Origin of the sequence: Variovorax boronicumulans (genome assembly GCF_029892485.1) — a bacterium.
Taxonomy (GTDB): Bacteria; Pseudomonadota; Gammaproteobacteria; order Burkholderiales; family Burkholderiaceae_C; genus Variovorax; species Variovorax boronicumulans_B.
The window spans coordinates 180,042-197,311 of record NZ_JARXVG010000006.1 but is presented as its reverse complement, the minus strand read 5'-3'; the positions used below and the strand labels follow the sequence as shown (position 1 = coordinate 197,311).

Sequence of the window (17,270 nt, the reverse complement as noted above, 5' to 3'; positions counted from 1 at the left end):
TACGTCCCTATTTGCCATTAACCGCTGCAGTTTGCGGATTGGTCGTGTGCTGCTTGATAGCCCTCTCCAATCCTTCTTGCTGTGCATAGTCCGTCGCTCGTTGGTCGAGAACCTTGTAGCTCTCCTCGCATTGCCTGGCGCACTCGTTCACTGTCGCCGCGATGTTTGTGAAAGAGTTAGCACTCAGTCCGCGAAAGTCGCGCATGGCTCGTCGAACCATGTTTCGCGCGGCACGAGCGTTCTGAGTCGCAAGCAATACACGCCGAACAACCACCGCATCGTCGAGATCGTGCAACGGAATGGACGCCGTGAAATTGCCAAGGTCGTCGATTTCGGACACATCAAGTCCGGCGCGCCCCTCTCGAACGTCGTCGATAGATTGCCGATCTTTGAACTGAAGTGCGACGTAGCGGACGAACAGGGAGTTCGCGAAGGTGAGTTCAACTATGGAGTCAAGACGCCTGAGGCGGCGGCTTGCGTCGTCTCCGCGGCTACGAGCAAGCTCCATTTTGTGTTGCCAGTAGATGTAGATTCCCGTCGCAGCGATGGCGACAACCGAGAAGATCGCTTGGACCCAACCCGACCATTCTGCTTTTGTCATGCAGAGGGGCCACCAGTCAATTCCAACAAGGCAATATTCGGCAACAGCAGGCATTTCGCTTCTCCTCGATTTGCGCGGATGGTAGCCCGCCCTTCGAAGGAGCACGATGGGGCGCCGTTAGCGACTGTCGAGCCACCTGGAGCGGCGAAAGGACTCGCCAAGTGAACCTCACGGTTGACGTGCTCGGTGCGGCCGAGCTGCTTAAGGTGCATCCGAAAACAGTGCTCGACCTAATCAACAGCGGCGACATCCGCGCTGCCAAGATCGGGCGCGCATGGGTGATGCTGACAAAAGACGTGCTCGACTACATCGAGCGCAAGATCGTCAATGAGACAGCGCGGCGCATGCGCCAGCCGCTGCGCTCACCAAAGGCGCGCAGCCAGGTCGCTGCCACGTAGGTTCGCGTACCGCATCATCATGCGGTGCGACTTGTGCCCGGTGATCTTCATGATCTGCGTCTCCGAGAGGGTCGTTTTTTCGAAGAGACGGCTCGTCGCCTCGTGGCGCAGGTCGTGAAACTTTAGGCCCGGGCACTTGGCCGCCTCGAAGATCCCGATGTAGAGTTTCGAAAGATAGTCCGAAGTTTTGTCGAGTTTTTTTGGACTGGTGTCGCCATCCCACCACGGAAAAAGGACATCCCTCCCCTTCGCGCCGGCGGCCGTCCGCAGATCCAGGTAGGCCGTCAGAGTCGCCACCGCGACACTCGATAAAGGAACCTGCCGCTTGTCGCCGTTCTTCGTCTTGTCGAGGAATGCGGTGCGCTTCGCGAGGTCAACTTGATCGAGCGTCAGCGTGAACATTTCCCGCATGCGCATGGCGGACTCGACGGCGAGCACGAACATGCACCACAGCGCCTGAGGGTCATCGAGCGCAAGCGGCCGCTGTTTGCGCGGCAGCACGCCGGCCACGATCACGGCCGACACCTTCTCAAATTCGCCAGGCTCCAGCCGCCTATCGCGCTCCACATCGACGCGCGCCTCGCCGGCGATTGCCGCATCTGTCTTGGTGTACTGAGCGTAGCCATCCGGGAGAGTGCGCAGGGGATGGTCGGGCAGCAGGACGTGCCCCTTCCGCATGCCCCAGTCCGTGCAGCGTGCGAGCGCGCCCACTTTCGCCCGGATCGTAGCCGGCGCCAGCTTGTCGATGCGCTTCATCTCCGAGATCCAGTCATCGACCCATCCCGCATCGATGCTGGTCAAGCGCGCGGCACCCTTCGCCTTGATGATCGTTCCGAGGGCGGCGCGATCCTTCGCCTTCGGATGCGCATCGCGCTCGTACTCGCGCACGAGGTCGGCGATTGTGTCGATGCGCGACGGTGCGCGCAGCTCGGTGGGGATGATTCCCTTGTCGAGCAGCTTCTCAGTGCGAGCGACGAAGGCGTCGCCCTCTTTCTCGTCGGCGAACGTGAGGTAGATCGGCTTGTCGAGCAGGCCGGCCCGCTTGATGACGTATTCCCACCCGTTGGGCCGCTGCCTTTTTCCAGCCATGACCGCTCCATCTTTTGCACCGTGAAGCTACGCACTTTACGCGATTCGCACGGCTGGCAAGTTGCTCTTTTTGGTTGGCAGAGGCTCCTTCTGGCTCCCCTAAAAGTTGGCGATATAGGCAAAGAAAAGGGCCTAGATCGCTCTAAGCCCTTGATTTCATTGCATTCGTGGTGGTGGGTGCTGAGGGGCTCGAACCCCCGACCTACGCCTTGTAAGGGCGCCGCTCTACCAACTGAGCTAAGCACCCCACCGGGAATACTCTCCGAGTCTAGTCTTAGTTCAGCGCGTCTTTCAACGCCTTGCCTGGACGGAACTTCGGGATCTTGGCTGCCTTGATTTTAATCGCGTCGCCGGTGCGGGGATTCCGGCCGGTGCGGGCGGCGCGCTTGCCTACTGCGAAAGTGCCGAAACCGACGAGCGAGACCGAGCCGCCCTTTTTGAGCGTCGTGCGAATGGCGCCGATGGTGGATTCGAGCGCGCGGGTGGCAGCTGCTTTGGAAATATCGGCGTTCTTTGCGATGTGCTCAATCAGTTCGGTCTTGTTCACAAGGGCCCCTTGTAGAGAAAAAGTTGGTCGGCTTTCGTCAGCTGCGACCTGGCCGCGGCGAGTGCGACTCAAGAGCTTGGCAGGCCTGACGCCTCGGCAGCGCACTGCCAGCGAGGATTACAACCACTGCCCTGCAGGGTGTCAATAAGACACGCAGTCATGCAAAACAGCGGAGCGCGCGATTTTAGGGGCGTTTCGTCGCGCACTTTCCGGGCCGTTTCGTGAAGTACTTTTCAAAGCGCTTCGGCAATCGCCTTTCCGAGGTCGCTGGTGCTGGCGTTGCCGCCGATATCTGGGGTACGCGGCGCTCCGCTTTGGGGCGCGAGCACCTTTTCGATCGTCGAGAGAATCGCGTCGTGCGCCGCTTTGTGGCCCAGGAATTCCAGCATCATCGCGCCGCACCAGATCTGCCCGATCGGGTTCGCGATTCCCTTGCCGGCGATGTCGGGCGCCGAGCCGTGCACCGGCTCGAACAGCGAGGGCGTGGTGCGCTCCGGATTGAGATTGGCGCTGGGCGCGATGCCGATGGTGCCCGTGCAGGCCGGGCCCAAGTCCGAGAGGATGTCGCCGAAGAGATTGCTCGCCACCACCACGTCGAAGAAATCGGGGCGCTGCACGAAGTGCGCGGTGAGGATGTCGATGTGGAACTTGTCGAGCTTCACGTCGGCGTAGTTCTTCCCCATCTCCGCAACGCGCTCGTCCCAGTACGGCATGGTGATCGAGATGCCGTTCGACTTGGTGGCGCTGGTCAAGTGCTTCTTCGGCCGAGACTGCGCCAGTTCGAAGGCGAACTTGAGCACGCGGTCGACGCCCACGCGCGACATCACGGTCTCCTGCACCACGATCTCGCGCGGCGTGCCTTCGTACATGCGCCCGCCGATGCTCGAGTACTCGCCTTCGGTGTTCTCGCGCACGATGTACATGTCGATCTCGCCGGGCTGGCGCGGCGTGCCGTCGCGCCGCACCACGGGCGCGATGATGCCGGGCATGAGGCGCGCGGGACGCAGGTTGATGTACTGGTCGAACTCGCGGCGGAACAGCAGCAACGAGCCCCAGAGCGACACGTGATCGGGAATCTTCTCGGGCCAGCCGACCGCGCCGAAGAAGATCGCATCGTGGCCGCCGATCTGGTCCTTCCAGTTGTCGGGCAGCATCTTGCCGTGCTTCTCGCAGTAGTCCCAGCTGGAAAAATCGAAGTGGTCGAACTTCAGGTCGATGCCGAACTTGCGCGCCGCCGCGTCGACGACGCGCAGGCCCTCGGGCATGGTTTCCTTGCCGATGCCGTCGCCGGCGATGACTGCGATTCTGTGGGTGCTCATGGAGTGGCTCCTGTCTGCGGGAGAGATGGTTGTAGAGATGAAAAGAATGCGAGCGCCTCGGCGAGCAATTCGGCCGGGGCTTCTTCGGGAACATAGTGGCCGCACGGCAGCGGGCGGCCCGAGACATCGTCGGCGCACGCGCGCCACAGCGCGAGCACGTCGAAGCACTTGCCCACCGCGCCATGCGCGCCCCACAGCACGCGCAGCGGGTGCGCAAGCTTCTTGCCGGCGGCGATGTCGGCGCGGTCGTGCACGAGGTCGATGGTGGCGGAAGCGCGGTAGTCCTCGCAGATGGATTCGGCCGTGCCCGGAATGCGCGCGCAGCGTTCGTACTCGGCCAGCACCTCCGGCGCGAACGGCGCAAGGCCCGCGTGCCGCCCGCCCATCACGCTGCGCACGTAGCGCACAGGGTCGGATGCAATCAGCGCCTCGGGCAACGGCGGCGGCTGGATCAGAAAGAACCAGTGCCAATAGGCTTTCGCGAAGGCCTCGGAGGTGTTCTCGTACATCGCAAGCGTGGGCGCGATGTCGAGCAGCAGCATTCGCTCGACCGCCGAAGGATGGTCCGCCGCGAGCCGGTGCGCCACGCGCCCGCCGCGGTCGTGCGCCAGCACGCCGAAGCGCTCGAAGCCGTGGTGCCGCATGGCGGCGAGCGCATCGAGCGCCATCTCGCGCTTGCTGTAGACCGCGTGATCGGCATCGGCCGCCGGCCGGCCCGAGTCGCCGTAGCCGCGCAGGTCCACTGCGACCACCGTGAACCGCTCGGCCAGTTGCGGTGCGACGCGATGCCAGATCGCATGCGTCTGCGGATGGCCGTGCAGCAACAGCAGCGGTGCGCCCTTGCCGCCGATGCGGCCATGGATGCGCACGCCGTTGCGCTCGATGTCGAAGGTGGGAAAGGTGAGGAAGGAGGCAGTCACGCGACGATTGTGCGTTGCGCCTCCGCGATCATCAAGCAACAATCGGCCAATTCATACTTTCCGGATTGGCATGAATCCCTCCTTGCTGGAACGCAGCGATCTCGCACTGGTGATCGCGATTCGCGACCAGGGCAGCCTCGCAGGCGCGGCCGCCACGCTCGATGTCGTGCCCTCGGTGATCACCAAGCGGCTCGGCGCGCTCGAGGGGCGGCTCGGGCAGCGGCTGTTCGACCGCACCACGCGGCGGCTCAGCGCCACGGCCGAGGGCGAGGCGGTCTGTCTGCATGCCCGCACGCTGCTCGAAGGTTTTGCGGCGCTTGAAAGCGAACTCGGCGAACGGCAGAACGAGTTGGTCGGCACGATCCGGCTCGCTGCGACCTTCGGATTCGGACGGCGCTGGCTCGGCCCGGCGTTGGCCGCCTTCCAGGCTCGGCACCCCGCGCTGCAGATCGAGCTGCTGCTGACCGAGCAACTGCCCGACCTCGGCGCCGAAGGCTACGACGGCGCACTCTGGTTGTGGGCCGTGCAACAGCACCGCGCGGCCGACTGGGTCACGCGACGCATCGCGCGCAACCAGCGCGTGCTGGCGGCGGCGCCCTCGTACATCGCGCAGCACGGCATGCCGGCCACGGTCGACGCGCTGACCTCGCACGCCTGCCTGGTCGCGCGCGAGAACGGCGAGGTCAACCAGCGCCAGTTCGCACTCTGGACGCTGCGCCATGCGCGCGACAGCAGCACCGCGCGCGTTCGCGTGCAGGGACCGCTGGCGAGCAACTCGGGAGAGATGGTGCGCGACTGGTGCCTGGCCGGCCACGGCATCATGCTGCGCAGCCTGTGGGACATCGCGCCGCAACTCGCCAGCGGCGAATTGGTCCGGGTGCTGCCGCAGTACGCGATGCCCGATGCGGACATTCACTGGGTCGCGCCATGGCGGCCCAAGACGCCGCGTCGGGTGCGCCTCTTGCTCGATCACCTGGCCGAGCAGTTTCGCGGCGAGCCGTGGAAGCCGGCGAAGACGGCAACGCGCTGAGGTTCAGCGTTCGCTGCGCACCACCAGGCTCACGCCGACCGCGGTGAGGCCGATGCCCAGCAGCGTCACGAGCGTGATCGGCTCCGCGAACAACAGCCACGCCATCACCGCCGTGCAAGGCGGCACCAGGTACAGCAGGCTGGTGACGGCCGTGGCCGTGCCGCGCTGGATCAGCATGTAGAGCAGCGAGCTGCCACCCAGCGACAGCGCCAGCACGGACCAGGCCATCGCGCCAGTCGAGTGCGCGTTCCATTCGATGCCTTGCGACTCCATGGCCGCGAAGGGCAAGGTCACGAGCAGCGCCGCCGCCATCTGCACCGCGCTCGCGCTGCGCACGTCGCACGGCGCGACGAAACGCTTCTGGTACAGCGTGCCCGCCGTGATGGAAAGCAACGCGAAGACGGCGAGCCCCAAGGTCAACGCATTGACTTCGGCACCCTGGCCGAACTTGCGCGAGACGACGAGCACGAGGCCCGCGAAGCCCAGGACCAGCCCCGTCCACTGCCGTTTCGAAATACGCCCGCCGTTGAGCGACAACCAGATCGCGGTGAGCACCGGCTGGATGCCGACCAGCAGCGCCACCAGTCCCGCGCCCATGCCCGCATGCACCGCAGCCCAGACGCCGCCGAGATACCCCGCCTGCATCAGCACGCCCGTCAACGCCAGGTGCCCCCACTGCGCGCGCTCCTTCGGCCATGCGACCTTCGCGAGCACGACCCACACGCCGAAGCACACGAGCGACAGCGCATAGCGCACAGCGAGGAACTTGAGAGGCGGCGCATAGGGCATGCCATAGCGCGCAACGATGAAACCGGTGCTCCAGATCAGCACGAAGACCACCGGCATTGCACGGAGCCAGCCCGAGCCACCCGGCCCGGGTACGGCGGCCGCCGTCGTCATTTGGAGTGAGCCCGAATCTCCGGAATGGCCTTCTGCAGGTAATAGACCATCGACCAGACGGTGAGCACCGCCGAGATCCAGATCAGCCACTGGCCCCAGAGGCCGGTGTCGATCACCTTGAAGAGGTGCCCGTCATAAAGCAGGAAGGGAATCGCGACCATCTGCACGGTCGTCTTGACCTTGCCGATCATGTGGACCGCCACGCTCTTGCCGGCACCGATCCGCGCCATCCATTCGCGCAGCGCCGAGATGGCGATCTCGCGGCCGATGATGATGAGCGCCACGAAAACGTCGGCGCGCTGCAGATGCACGAGCACCAGCAGCGCAGCGCACACCAGGAACTTGTCGGCCACCGGATCGAGGAAGGCGCCGAAGGCCGAGGTCTGGTTGAGCTTGCGCGCCAGGTAGCCGTCGAGCCAATCCGTGGCCGCGAAGACGATGAACATGACCGTGGCGATCAGGTTGCGCATCGGTTCGGCGATCGGCAGGTAGAACACTCCGACGATCAAAGGGATCGCGACGATGCGCGTCCAGGTCATGATGGTCGGTAGGGTCCAGAACATGCGGGCGATTGTGTCACGGCGGGATGACCCCGCAGCTTGGCTCGTCTCTCGTGTGCGCCTCAGTGCAGCGCCTTGTAGATTTCCTCGGCCAACTCGGCGGCGATGCCCTCGACCGAGGCGATGTCTTCCATGCTCGCCGCCGCCACGCCGCGGATGCCACCGAAGCGCTGCAGCAGGCGCGCGCGGCGCTTCGGGCCGATACCTGGGATGTCTTCCAGCTGGCTGCCGCCCACCCGCACCTTCGCGCGCTTGGCCCGCATGCCGGTGATGGCGAAGCGGTGCGCCTCGTCGCGGATCTGCGCCACCAGCATCAGCGCGGCCGAGTCCTTGCCGAGGTAGACCTTCTCGCGGCCGTCGGCGAACACGAGTTCTTCAAGACCGACCTTGCGGCCCTCGCCCTTCTCGACGCCGACGATCAACGACAGCGGCAGGCCCAGTTCACTGAACACCTCGCGCGCCATCGACACCTGGCCCTTGCCGCCGTCGACCAGCACCAGCTCTGGCATGCGCGCAGTGCGCGTCTTGGGCGATGCCTCGCTGCCCTCGATGCCTTCGCTCTCGGCGTCGCCCGGCGGCAGCGCCTCGGTCTCGGCCGCCATCGCCTCGGCCAGCTTGCCGTAGCGGCGGTGCAGCACCTGGCGCATTGCCGCGTAGTCATCGCCGGGCGTGATGCCCTCGATGTTGTAGCGACGGTATTCCTTGTTCTGCATCGTGTGATGCGCGAACACCACGCACGAGGCCTGCGTGGCCTCGCCGGCAGTGTGCGAGATGTCGAAGCACTCGACACGGAAGTTGTCCAGGTCGTCGCATGCGAGTTCAAGCGCCTCGACCAGCGCGCGGGTGCGCGCCTGCTGCGAGCCTTCTTCGGCCAGCAGGCGGGCCAGTTGCAGGCCGGCATTCGTCTCGGCCATCTCGAGCCAGTGGCGGCGCTGCTCGCGCGGCTGGAACACCGCCGTCACGCGTCCGCCGGCCTGCAGCGAGATCGCCTCGATCAGCTCGCGGCTCACCAGATGGCTCAGCACCAGCGTGGCCGGCACTGGCACGTCGATGTAGTGCTGGGCGATGAAGGCTTCGAGCACTTGCACTTCGATGGGGTCGGCCGCGACCGGCGCGGCGCCCTCTTCCACGTCGTCCATCTCGCCATGGTGAATCTGCGCCGCGTCTTCCACATGCACCGGAAAGTAGGGCCGGTCGCCGAGGTGCCGCCCGCCGCGCACCATCGCGAGGTTGACGCAGGCCTTGCCGCCCTGCACCTTCACGGCCAGGATGTCCACGTCCTTGTCCGACGCGATCTCGATCGACTGCTGATGCAGCACGCGCGAGATCGCCGACATCTGGTTGCGCAGCTCGGCCGCCTGCTCGAACTCTAGCTTCTCGGCGTGCGTGGTCATGCGGTGCTCGAGCCTGGAGAGCACGAGCTGCGTGTCGCCCATCAGGAAGGCTTCGGCGCTGGCCACGTCCTGGGCGTAGGCCTCGGGCGTGATGTAGTCCACGCAGGGGCCGGTGCAGCGCTTGATCTGGTACAGCAGGCAAGGCCGCGTGCGGTTGGCGTACACCGTGTCTTCGCAGGTGCGCAGCTTGAACACCTTCTGCAGCAGCTGGATCGATTCCTTCACCGCCCAGGCGCTCGGGTACGGGCCGAAGTAGCGGTGCTTCTTGTCGACCGACCCGCGGTAGTAGGCGAGTCGCGGAAATGCGTGCGACGCGATCTTCAGGTAGGGGTAGCTCTTGTCGTCGCGAAACAGGATGTTGTAGCGCGGCTTGAGCGTCTTGATCAGGTTGTTCTCGAGCAGCAGCGCCTCGGCCTCGGAGCGCACCACGGTGGTCTCCATGCGCACGATCTTCGAGATCATGTGGCCGATGCGGGTGCCGCCGTGGCTCTTCTGGAAATAGTTGGCGACCCGCTTCTTGAGGTTGCGCGCCTTGCCCACGTAGAGCACCGCGCCGGCTGCGTCGAAATAGCGGTACACGCCCGGCAGTTGCGGCAGCGCCGCGACCTCGCTGAGCAGTTGATCGGAATGCACGTCTGACATGGCGGCTATTGTGGCGCGGGACGGGAGCCCCCGCCCCGCCCCGGCCACCTCTGCAACGGCCGCAGTGCCGGGTGGCCCCGCTGGCGGAAGAACGGGCTCGTTCGACCCGCCTACTTCGCGACTTCCGACACCAGCCGGTACAGGAACTCGCGCCCGTCGTACAGCCGCTGGATCTCGATGCGCTCGTCCAGCCCGTGCGCGCGCGCATCGGCCGGTTCGAGGAACATGCCTGTCACGCCGTACATCGGGATGCCGGCATTGCGCAGGAACCGGCTGTCGGTGGCGCCGGTGCTCATCGCGGGCACCACGGGCACGCCGGGCCACATCTGCTGCGTGAGCGACTCCACCGTCTTCACCAGGTCGCCGTTCAGCGGCGAGGCCGGGCTGCGCAGCGGCTTGCCCATGTTGCGCACCACGATCTTGTCGTTGCCCACCGCCTGGGTCAGCAGGCGTTCGACTTCGTCGGGGTCGTCATGCGGCAGGATGCGGCAGTTGACCGTCGCCTTGGCCGATTGCGGCAGCGCGTTCTCGGCATGGCCGGCCTGCACCATCGTCGCCACGCAGGTGGTGCGCAGCTGCGCGTTGTAGGCCGGGTTGGCGGTCATGCGCTCGAGCACGCCGGCATCGGGGTTGCCGCTGCCGATGGCGCGCATGTCGTCGGCCAGCTGGCCGGTGGCGAAGGGGGCGCTGCGCGCGAAGTAGGTCCTGGTGACGTCCGCGAGCTTGATCGGGAAGGCGTAGTTGCCCAGCCGCTCGAGACCCGCGGAGAGCGCGTAGATCGGGTTGTTCTTCGTCGGCACCGAGCTGTGGCCGCCCACGTCGCGCGCCTCGAGCATGTAGGTGGTGTACATCTTCTCGGCCACCTGCATGCGGTGCAGGTTCGGCTTGCCGCCGCGCAGCTCGCCGCCGCCACCTTCGTTGATGCCGAACTCGGCCTGCAGTAGCTCGGGCTTGTTGCTGATGAGCCAGAAGGCGCCGTTGCTCAGCGCATCGCCGCGCTCCTCGTCGGCCGTCAGCGCCAGGATGATGTCGCGGCTGGGCTTGAAGCCTTCCTGCTTGAGCTGCCCGAGCACGACACCAGCGCCGAGGCCATGGCCTTGTCGTCGATGGAGCCGCGCGCGGTGAAGTAGCCACCGGCTTCCTGCAGCTTGAAGGGATCGGTCTTCCAGTCCTCGCGCCGGGCCTCCACCACGTCGATGTGAGCCAGGAGCAGCAGCGGCTTCTTGCTGCCGTTGCCCTTGAAGCGCATCACCAGGTTGCCCTTCTTCGGGAAGGGTTCGAAGATCTGGATGTCGCCGGGCGCGAAGCCCGATTCGATCAGGCGCTTTTCCATGGCGCGCGCGGCCAGCGTGTTGTCACCCGTCGAGTGGGTGGTGTTGATCTCGATCAGCTCTTTATAGATATCGTGGAAGCGCTGCTGCTGCGGCGTGAGCGACGTCGGCGCGGTTGTTGTCTGGGCCGCTGCACCGGTCATGCCGGCAATGCCGCACAGGGCCAGCGACAGGGCGAGCACGGTCTTGGTGGAACGAAGGGAAAACTGCGAACGGGTCTGCATCCTCATGGTCTTTCTCTCTCCGGTGGTTGTTGTGGCGGCCAGCATAGCAAGCCGGGCGTCGAACGGGCTCCCAGGACAGGCACACTCGCGACCATGGGCAAGCGCATGCAATGGGACATCTTCTGCAAGGTCATCGACAACCACGGCGACCTGGGCGTGTGCTGGCGACTGGCCAGCCAGTTGGCCGCGCTCGGCGAGCGCGTGCGGCTGTGGATCGACGATGCGACGGCGCTGCACTGGATGGCGCCTGCGGGACGCGACGGCGTGCAGGTGATCGACTGGCTAGCCCCTGCTGCAGTGCAGGCGGCCGCAGCCGAGTCGGCGCCCGATGTGCTCATCGAAGCCTTCGGCTGCGAGCCGGCGCCGGAACTGATTGCGAGGTTCGCCGAGGCGTCGAACGCCGCCAGCCCCCGGGCCTGGATCAACCTCGAATACCTGTCGGCCGAGCCGTACGTCGAGCGCCTGCACGGCCTGCCCTCGCCGGTGTTCAAGGGGCCGGGCGCGGGGTTGACCAAGCGCTTTTTCTATCCGGGCTTCACGACCGCGACCGGCGGGCTGCTGCGGGAGCCCGACCTGCTGGAACGGCGAGCCCATTTCGACCGCGCGCAATGGCTCGCGGCGCAGCAGATTCCCTGGTCAGAAAGCGAACGCCTCGTCTCTCTCTTTTGCTATGAGCCTCCCGCGCTGGCGGATCTGCTGGCCCAGCTCGCCGACGACCGCGAATCCACCCGGTTGCTGGTGACTGCGGGCCGTGCCACGCAGGCGGTCAAGGCGCTTCTTGCCAGCGAAGGCGCCCGGACCTTCGCCAAACACGGACGCGGCTCGCTATCGATTTCATACCTCTCCCACCTCACCCAACCGGATTTCGACCACCTGTTGTGGACCTGCGACCTGAACTTCGTGCGCGGCGAGGATTCGCTGGTGCGCGCCCTCTGGGCCGGCGCCCCGCTGGTCTGGCAGATCTATCCGCAGGATGACGACGCCCATCACGCCAAGCTGAACGCCTGGCTCGACTGGCTCGGTGCCCCGCCCTCGCTGAGGCGCTTTCACCACGTATGGAACGGGTTCGACCCTGCCCCCTTGCCGCCTCTGGAAATGCAGGGACCTTGGCGGGAAACAGCCCGGATCGGCCGCGAAAGGCTGCTCGATCAGGACGACCTGGTCACGCAACTGCGGCATCTGATCGCCCAAAAAAGCTAAAATAGCGGGCTTTGCGGATTTCGGCCCGGGCCCTCAGGACCCGAGAAGCTCTTCGCCAAACCTGCCGCGGGACATGTACCGCGGGGCCAGATACACCGGCAAGCGCGTCTCGAACGTCGCCGGATGTCGCAGAAAGCCCCGTGCACCGAGCGGCCAACATCCAGAGAACCTGTTATGAAAATCGCTCAAGAAATCCGCGCCGGCAACGTCATCATGCACGGCAAGGACCCGATGGTCGTCCTCAAGACCGAATACAGCCGCGGCGGCCGCAACTCCGCCACCGTGCGCATGAAGATGAAGAGCCTGGTGGCCAACTTCAACACCGAAGTGGTCTTCAAGGCCGACGACAAGATCGACCAGATCGTGCTCGAGAAGAAGGATTGCACCTACTCCTACTTCGCCGACCCGCTCTACGTCTGCATGGACGCCGACTACAACCAGTACGAAGTCGAAGCCGAGAACATGGGCGACGCGCTGAATTACCTGGAAGACGGCATGGCCGTCGAAGTGGTGTTCTACGACGGCAAGGCCATCTCGGTCGAACTGCCCACCAGCGTCGAGCGCGAAGTCACCTGGACCGAGCCGGCCGTCAAGGGCGACACCTCGGGCAAGGTCCTCAAGCCCGCCAAGATCGCCACCGGCTTCGAAGTGCCGGTTCCGCTCTTCGTCTCGCAAGGCGACAAGATCGAAATCGACACGCGCACCGGCGAATACCGCAAGCGCGTCTGAGCGTTCCTGGCCCGACGGGTCGGTCACTCTCTCCGAAGTAAGGCTCCGCAAGGGGCCTTTTTCGTTTCTTGGGCATGGCGATTGCAACGCTGCACAATCCCTCAGGTCTTCCCGTCCGAGTCCTTCATGAACAACACGCACGATCTTCACGACAAACGCCTGGCCGATGCCTGGGCCACGCTCAAGTCCCATTCCGAAAAAGGCCTGCCGCTCGATCCCGACCCCTCGCGCATCGCCTTCGCCGATCCCGAATTCCTGCTGCGCCGCGAGACCCGCGGCATCCGCATGCAGCTGGAGCTGATGAAGCCCGATGTCGAACAGCGCGCCCATGGCATCGAGAACACGGTGGTGGTCTTCGGCAGCGCCCGCTTTCGCAGCGAGGAAGACTCCGCCGCCATGATCGCGCAGGCCGATGCAGCCGGCGACACGGTGGCCGCCGAGCGCTGGCGCCGGCTCGCGCGCAGCTCGCACTACTACGAGAAGGCCCGCGCCTTCGGCAAGCTGGTCGCGCAATACAGCAACGACAAGGAACCGCAGGACAAGCTATTCATCTGCACCGGCGGCGGCCCGGGCATCATGCAGGCGGCCAACCGCGGCGCGCACGAAGGCGGCGGCATCTCGGTGGGCCTTGCGATCGCGCTGCCGATGGAAGAAGAAGCCAACCCCTACGTCACGCCGGCGCTGAGCTTCAAGTTCCACTACTTCGCGATCCGCAAGATGCATTTCATGATGCGTGCGAAGGCGCTGGTGGCGTTCCCGGGCGGCTTCGGCACGCTCGACGAGCTGTTCGAAGTCATCACGCTGGTGCAGACCAAGAAGTCGAAGCCGGTGCCGATCGTGCTGTTCGGCTCGGACTACTGGAAGCGAATGATCGACTTCGACTTCCTGGTGGACGAAGGCGTGATCTCGCCGGGCGACGTGAAGCTCTTCGAGTACATCGACGCGCCCGAAGACGCGTGGGACTACATCAAGCGCTTCTACAAGCTCTGACCCATGCCGGCGCTCAGGCGTCGGTGTCATCGACCACGTCGGGGTGCAGCGCCTGCTCGAAGAAGCGCGTGAGCGCCCGGGCGCGGCGGCGGCGGTCGGCCACCGGATCCTCGGCCGGCCCCATGGCCACGGCATCGTCGGCCACGCCGTGCAGCGCATTGAAGAGGATCACGGCGGTGAGCGTCGCGTCCTCCACTTCCCACACCCCCGCCGCGTCGCCCTGCTTCAGCATGCCGACCAGTTGCGTGACGACCGCGTTGTCGTTGCGCATGCGCCGATCTTCGGGCCGGTACTCGTGGAACACCACGTCGTGCAGAGCGACGTTGTCGAGGTAGATCTCGAGCCCCGTCTCCACCCAGGCCTTCAGGCGCGCACGGTGGTTGTCGGGGCGATGGCGGTCCATGGCGTTCTGCAGGCGCTCGCAGAAGTTGTCGACGAAGCGCTGCTGCAGCGCGCCGAGCATCGCCTCCTTCGACGGAAAGTACAGATAGAAGGTGCCCTTGGCCACCTGCGCGCCGGCCGCGATGTCGTCGATGCTGGTGCTGGCGATGCCCTTCGCGATGAAGAGGCGCTCGGCCGCATCCATCAGCGCGACGGCACGGGTTTCGGGGGCCTTGGTACGGCGGCGCGGCGCGGCAGGGTCGGCCTCGCATGCCGCAGTGGAATCGACGGCGGGGTCACTTCGTGTCATGGCAAATCTCGGGGGACGAGGCGGCGCCGCACCGTGGACGCCTTCGGGTCGTTGAAGAAGGCGTCGATACTGACTTTGGGTCAGTTGAATGTCAACTCAATGTGAATTGATCTTGTCCGGACCATGGTTTCGCCGGAATGCCCCTCTAGATCTTGAGCCCCCAGGTCGCCCGAGCGCCCAGCGCCAGCACGCCGCCCACGACCCAGAACACCCCTGCGATGCCGATCAGCGCCCCGAGCGAACCGAACAGCATCGGCATCGCCACGCTCGACGCGTTGATGGTCATCAGCCGCAGGCCCAGCGCCTCGCCGTGCCGCGCGTGCGGCGTGATCTGGTGGAGCATGCTCATCACCATCGGCTGCACCGCACCGAGCGCAAAGCCGAGCACCACGGAACAGATGCCCATGGCCAGGGCCGAATCGAGCAGCGGGTACACCGCAAACATCGACGCCGTGACGATGGTGGAACTCAGGATCACGCTGCGCTCCGAGGCGCGCGAGGCGATGAGCGGCAGCACCACGCGAATCACCGCCGCCGCAATGGCGAAAGCGCCGAGGATCGAGCCGATCACCGAGGCGCTGATGCCGCGCTCGTGCCCCAGCACCGGCAGCACGAAGGCATGCACGTCCCAGCTGGACGACTGCAGCCAGTTCACGAACAGCAGGCGGCGGAACATCGGCTCGCGCAGCAGGTCCCAGGCCCGCGTGGTTGCGGCGCCGGGAACGGGGGCGGCACGCGGCGGCTCGTGCGCGCCGCGTGCAAGCAGCCAGCAAAGGACCGGCAGGAAGGCCATCACCGCGAAGCAGACGCGAAAGGCCTGCATGTCCGCAGCCGCACGGCCCGCGTGGTCGATCAGCATGCCGGCCAGGAACGGCCCGACAAAATTGGCGGCCGCGGGCGCGATGGCCAGCCAGCTGAACACGCGCTTGAGCTGTGACACGTTGGTCGCGGAACGGCCCACGTGGCGCTGCAGTGCAATGACGGTCACGCCGGTAGAGCCGCCGGTCAGCAGCGCCGAGACGCACATCACCGGAAAAGTCGGAAAGACCAGCACCAGCCCCGCGCCGCCTGACGCCGCGATCACCGACAGCCAGAGCGGCCGCTTGAACCCGTGTCGGTCCGCAAAGCGCCCCGCTGGCAGCGCGAGAAAAACCTGGCTCAGCGCGAACAGCGCGATCAGTACGCCGACCGCCACGGGGCTGTAGCCCTGCTGCAGCGCCAGCAGCGGCGTTGCCAGACGCATTCCGGCCATCGTGGCGTGCAGGCAGACCTGGGCGGCGATGACGCGCAGCAGTTCGGAACCTTTCACGGGGTGTCGTCGCCCTCGCTGTCGGCGGTGGGAGGCAGCAGGACCTGCGCCTCTGCCTCGGGCAGTGCCTCGACCTTGCGCAGCGCCAGGCGCATCTGCTTGGCGCGCGTGTCGGCCTTGTCGAGCGTGTCGGAGGCCTTGGCCACCTGCTCCTTGATGCGCGCGACCCATTCACCATAGCGCTCGAATTCGGTCTTGACCGCGCCCAGCACCTTCCACACTTCGGAGGCCTGCTGCTCCAGCGCCAGCGTGCGAAAGCCCATGTGCAGGCTGTTGAGCATGGCGAGCAAGGTGGTCGGGCCGGCCAGCGTCACGCGGTGCTGGCGCTGGATGGCGTCCATCAGGCCAGGGCGACGCAGCACCTCGGCGTAGAGGCTCTCGACCGGCAGGAACAGGATCGCGAAATCGGTGGTGTGCGGCGCGGCGAGGTAGTTCTCGGCGATCGAGCGGGCCTCCAGTCGGATGCGCGCTTCGAGCGCCTTGGCCGCGAGTTCGGCGGCGGGCGCGTCGGCGCGCTCGTGCGCGTCGATCAGGCGCTCGTAGTCGTCGCGCGGGAACTTCGCATCGATGGGCAGCCACACCGGTGCGCCGTCGTCGCCACGGCCCGGAAAGCGGATCGCAAAGTCGACGCGCTGGCCGCTGCGCGGTTTCGTCTCGACCTGCTTGGCGTACTGGTCGGTGGTGAGCACCTGCTCGAGCAGCGCCTCGAGCTGCACCTCGCCGAACACGCCACGCGTCTTCACATTGGTCAGCACGCGCTGCAGGCTGCCGACGCCAACGGCCAGCGTCTGCATTTCGCCTAGGCCCTTGTGCACCTGCTCGAGTCGGTCGGCCACCTGCTTGAAGCTCTCGCCCAGGCGGGCTTCGAGCGTGCTCTGCAGCTTCTCGTCGACGGTCTTGCGCATCTCGTCGAGCTTGGCGGCGTTGCTCTGTTGCAGTTGTGCGAGCTGCGTTTCCATCGTCGCTCGCACTTCGGCCAGGCGCCGCGCGTTCGATTCGCTCAGGCCCTGCAACTGGGTGTTGAGCGTGTCGGCCAGCGACTTCTGCAGCGAGGCGAGTTGCAGCGAGAAGGCATCGAGCTGCGCGTTCTGCGTGCGCGTGGCCTCGGCGCCCTGCTGCACCAGCGACTGCTGGAAGGTGGCGAAGGCCTGCGCGGTTTCCTGCCGCGCGCCGCGCGAGTTTTCGCCGATCTCGCGGCGCAGCTCGCGCTCGGTGCGCTCGTTGGCCGTGCCCATCGCGGCCAGGACGCCGAGCAATTCGCTGTGGTCGGGCCTGGGCTGCCGGCGCGCGAGCAGCCAGATCACCAGCACGAGCTGGATGACTGCGAGCGCAGCCAGCACGAGAAGAATCAATTCACTGGGTTCCAAGGCGAAGGCGCTGTGTCGCTGTGCAGGGT

16 protein-coding genes, 1 tRNA gene and 1 pseudogene are annotated in these 17,270 nt (G+C 65.8%); 5 read left to right on the top strand and 13 right to left on the bottom strand.

Annotated elements, in window-relative coordinates; all coding sequences use genetic code 11:
• Positions 1-7: 7 nt before the first annotated feature.
• Positions 8-655, bottom strand: coding sequence for a hypothetical protein (locus tag M2282_RS16145; RefSeq protein ID WP_280809799.1), 648 nt, complete (start codon positions 653-655; stop codon positions 8-10).
• 107 nt (positions 656-762) lie between these two features.
• On the opposite strand from M2282_RS16145, the gene M2282_RS16140 reads away from it, so the two are divergent.
• Positions 763-999 (top strand): helix-turn-helix domain-containing protein, encoded by a 237-nt coding sequence (locus M2282_RS16140; protein WP_280809798.1) that lies wholly within the window; start codon positions 763-765, stop codon positions 997-999.
• Here M2282_RS16140 and M2282_RS16135 read toward each other — a convergent pair.
• The 5 genes from M2282_RS16135 to M2282_RS16115 all read right to left on the bottom strand — a co-directional run bounded on the left by M2282_RS16135 (position 964) and on the right by M2282_RS16115 (position 4,874).
• Positions 964-2,088, bottom strand: a complete 1,125-nt coding sequence (locus M2282_RS16135) for a site-specific integrase (protein WP_280809797.1) — start codon at positions 2,086-2,088, stop codon at positions 964-966. The two genes, M2282_RS16140 and M2282_RS16135, sit on opposite strands and share 36 nt — an antisense overlap.
• A gap of 171 nt (positions 2,089-2,259) precedes the next feature.
• Positions 2,260-2,335, bottom strand: a tRNA-Val gene (locus M2282_RS16130).
• Positions 2,336-2,362: 27 nt separating this feature from the next.
• On the bottom strand, positions 2,363-2,635 hold the full coding sequence (locus tag M2282_RS16125) for an HU family DNA-binding protein (RefSeq protein WP_007830705.1): 273 nt from the start codon (positions 2,633-2,635) through the stop codon (positions 2,363-2,365).
• A gap of 233 nt (positions 2,636-2,868) precedes the next feature.
• Positions 2,869-3,954: a tartrate dehydrogenase gene (locus M2282_RS16120; RefSeq protein WP_280809795.1), complete on the bottom strand. Its 1,086-nt coding sequence runs from the start codon at positions 3,952-3,954 to the stop codon at positions 2,869-2,871.
• Complete coding sequence (locus tag M2282_RS16115; RefSeq protein ID WP_280809794.1) at positions 3,951-4,874, bottom strand: alpha/beta fold hydrolase; 924 nt, start codon at positions 4,872-4,874, stop codon at positions 3,951-3,953. Before M2282_RS16115 ends, M2282_RS16120 begins: the two co-directional genes overlap by 4 nt.
• 70 nt (positions 4,875-4,944) lie before the next feature.
• On the opposite strand from M2282_RS16115, the gene M2282_RS16110 reads away from it, so the two are divergent.
• Positions 4,945-5,904 (top strand): LysR substrate-binding domain-containing protein, encoded by a 960-nt coding sequence (locus M2282_RS16110; protein ID WP_280809793.1) that lies wholly within the window; start codon positions 4,945-4,947, stop codon positions 5,902-5,904.
• Between the two features lie 3 nt (positions 5,905-5,907).
• On the opposite strand, the gene M2282_RS16105 is transcribed toward M2282_RS16110, so the two are convergent.
• The 4 genes and pseudogenes from M2282_RS16105 to M2282_RS16090 form a co-directional block, all read right to left on the bottom strand.
• A complete protein-coding gene (locus M2282_RS16105) occupies positions 5,908-6,804 on the bottom strand; it encodes a DMT family transporter (protein WP_280809792.1) in 897 nt (298 codons plus the stop codon).
• Positions 6,801-7,367, bottom strand: coding sequence for a CDP-diacylglycerol--glycerol-3-phosphate 3-phosphatidyltransferase (gene pgsA / locus M2282_RS16100; protein WP_093434251.1), 567 nt, complete (start codon positions 7,365-7,367; stop codon positions 6,801-6,803). The genes M2282_RS16105 and pgsA overlap by 4 nt, the downstream gene beginning before the upstream one ends.
• A gap of 59 nt (positions 7,368-7,426) precedes the next feature.
• Positions 7,427-9,400, bottom strand: coding sequence for an excinuclease ABC subunit UvrC (gene uvrC / locus M2282_RS16095; RefSeq protein WP_280809791.1), 1,974 nt, complete (start codon positions 9,398-9,400; stop codon positions 7,427-7,429).
• Between the two features lie 110 nt (positions 9,401-9,510).
• Positions 9,511-10,649: pseudogene (locus M2282_RS16090) on the bottom strand (M20/M25/M40 family metallo-hydrolase).
• 399 nt (positions 10,650-11,048) lie between these two features.
• On the opposite strand from M2282_RS16090, the gene earP reads away from it, so the two are divergent.
• The 3 genes from earP to M2282_RS16075 all read left to right on the top strand — a co-directional run bounded on the left by earP (position 11,049) and on the right by M2282_RS16075 (position 13,874).
• Positions 11,049-12,155: an elongation factor P maturation arginine rhamnosyltransferase EarP gene (gene earP / locus M2282_RS16085; RefSeq protein ID WP_280809790.1), complete on the top strand. Its 1,107-nt coding sequence runs from the start codon at positions 11,049-11,051 to the stop codon at positions 12,153-12,155.
• Positions 12,156-12,329: 174 nt separating this feature from the next.
• A complete protein-coding gene (gene efp / locus M2282_RS16080; protein WP_280809789.1) occupies positions 12,330-12,884 on the top strand; it encodes an elongation factor P in 555 nt (184 codons plus the stop codon).
• 126 nt (positions 12,885-13,010) lie between these two features.
• Positions 13,011-13,874: a TIGR00730 family Rossman fold protein gene (locus M2282_RS16075; RefSeq protein ID WP_280809788.1), complete on the top strand. Its 864-nt coding sequence runs from the start codon at positions 13,011-13,013 to the stop codon at positions 13,872-13,874.
• 13 nt (positions 13,875-13,887) lie between these two features.
• On the opposite strand, the gene M2282_RS16070 is transcribed toward M2282_RS16075, so the two are convergent.
• The 3 genes from M2282_RS16070 to M2282_RS16060 all read right to left on the bottom strand — a co-directional run bounded on the left by M2282_RS16070 (position 13,888) and on the right by M2282_RS16060 (position 17,241).
• Positions 13,888-14,565, bottom strand: coding sequence for a TetR/AcrR family transcriptional regulator (locus tag M2282_RS16070; protein WP_280809787.1), 678 nt, complete (start codon positions 14,563-14,565; stop codon positions 13,888-13,890).
• Positions 14,566-14,710: 145 nt separating this feature from the next.
• The gene (locus M2282_RS16065; RefSeq protein WP_280809786.1) at positions 14,711-15,874 is read right to left on the bottom strand and encodes an MFS transporter; all 1,164 of its coding nucleotides are present in this window, start codon (positions 15,872-15,874) and stop codon (positions 14,711-14,713) included.
• Positions 15,871-17,241 carry a DNA recombination protein RmuC gene (locus tag M2282_RS16060; protein WP_280809785.1) on the bottom strand — a complete coding sequence of 457 codons (1,371 nt, stop codon included), beginning with the start codon at positions 17,239-17,241 and terminating at the stop codon, positions 15,871-15,873. Before M2282_RS16060 ends, M2282_RS16065 begins: the two co-directional genes overlap by 4 nt.
• Positions 17,242-17,270 lie beyond the last annotated feature (29 nt).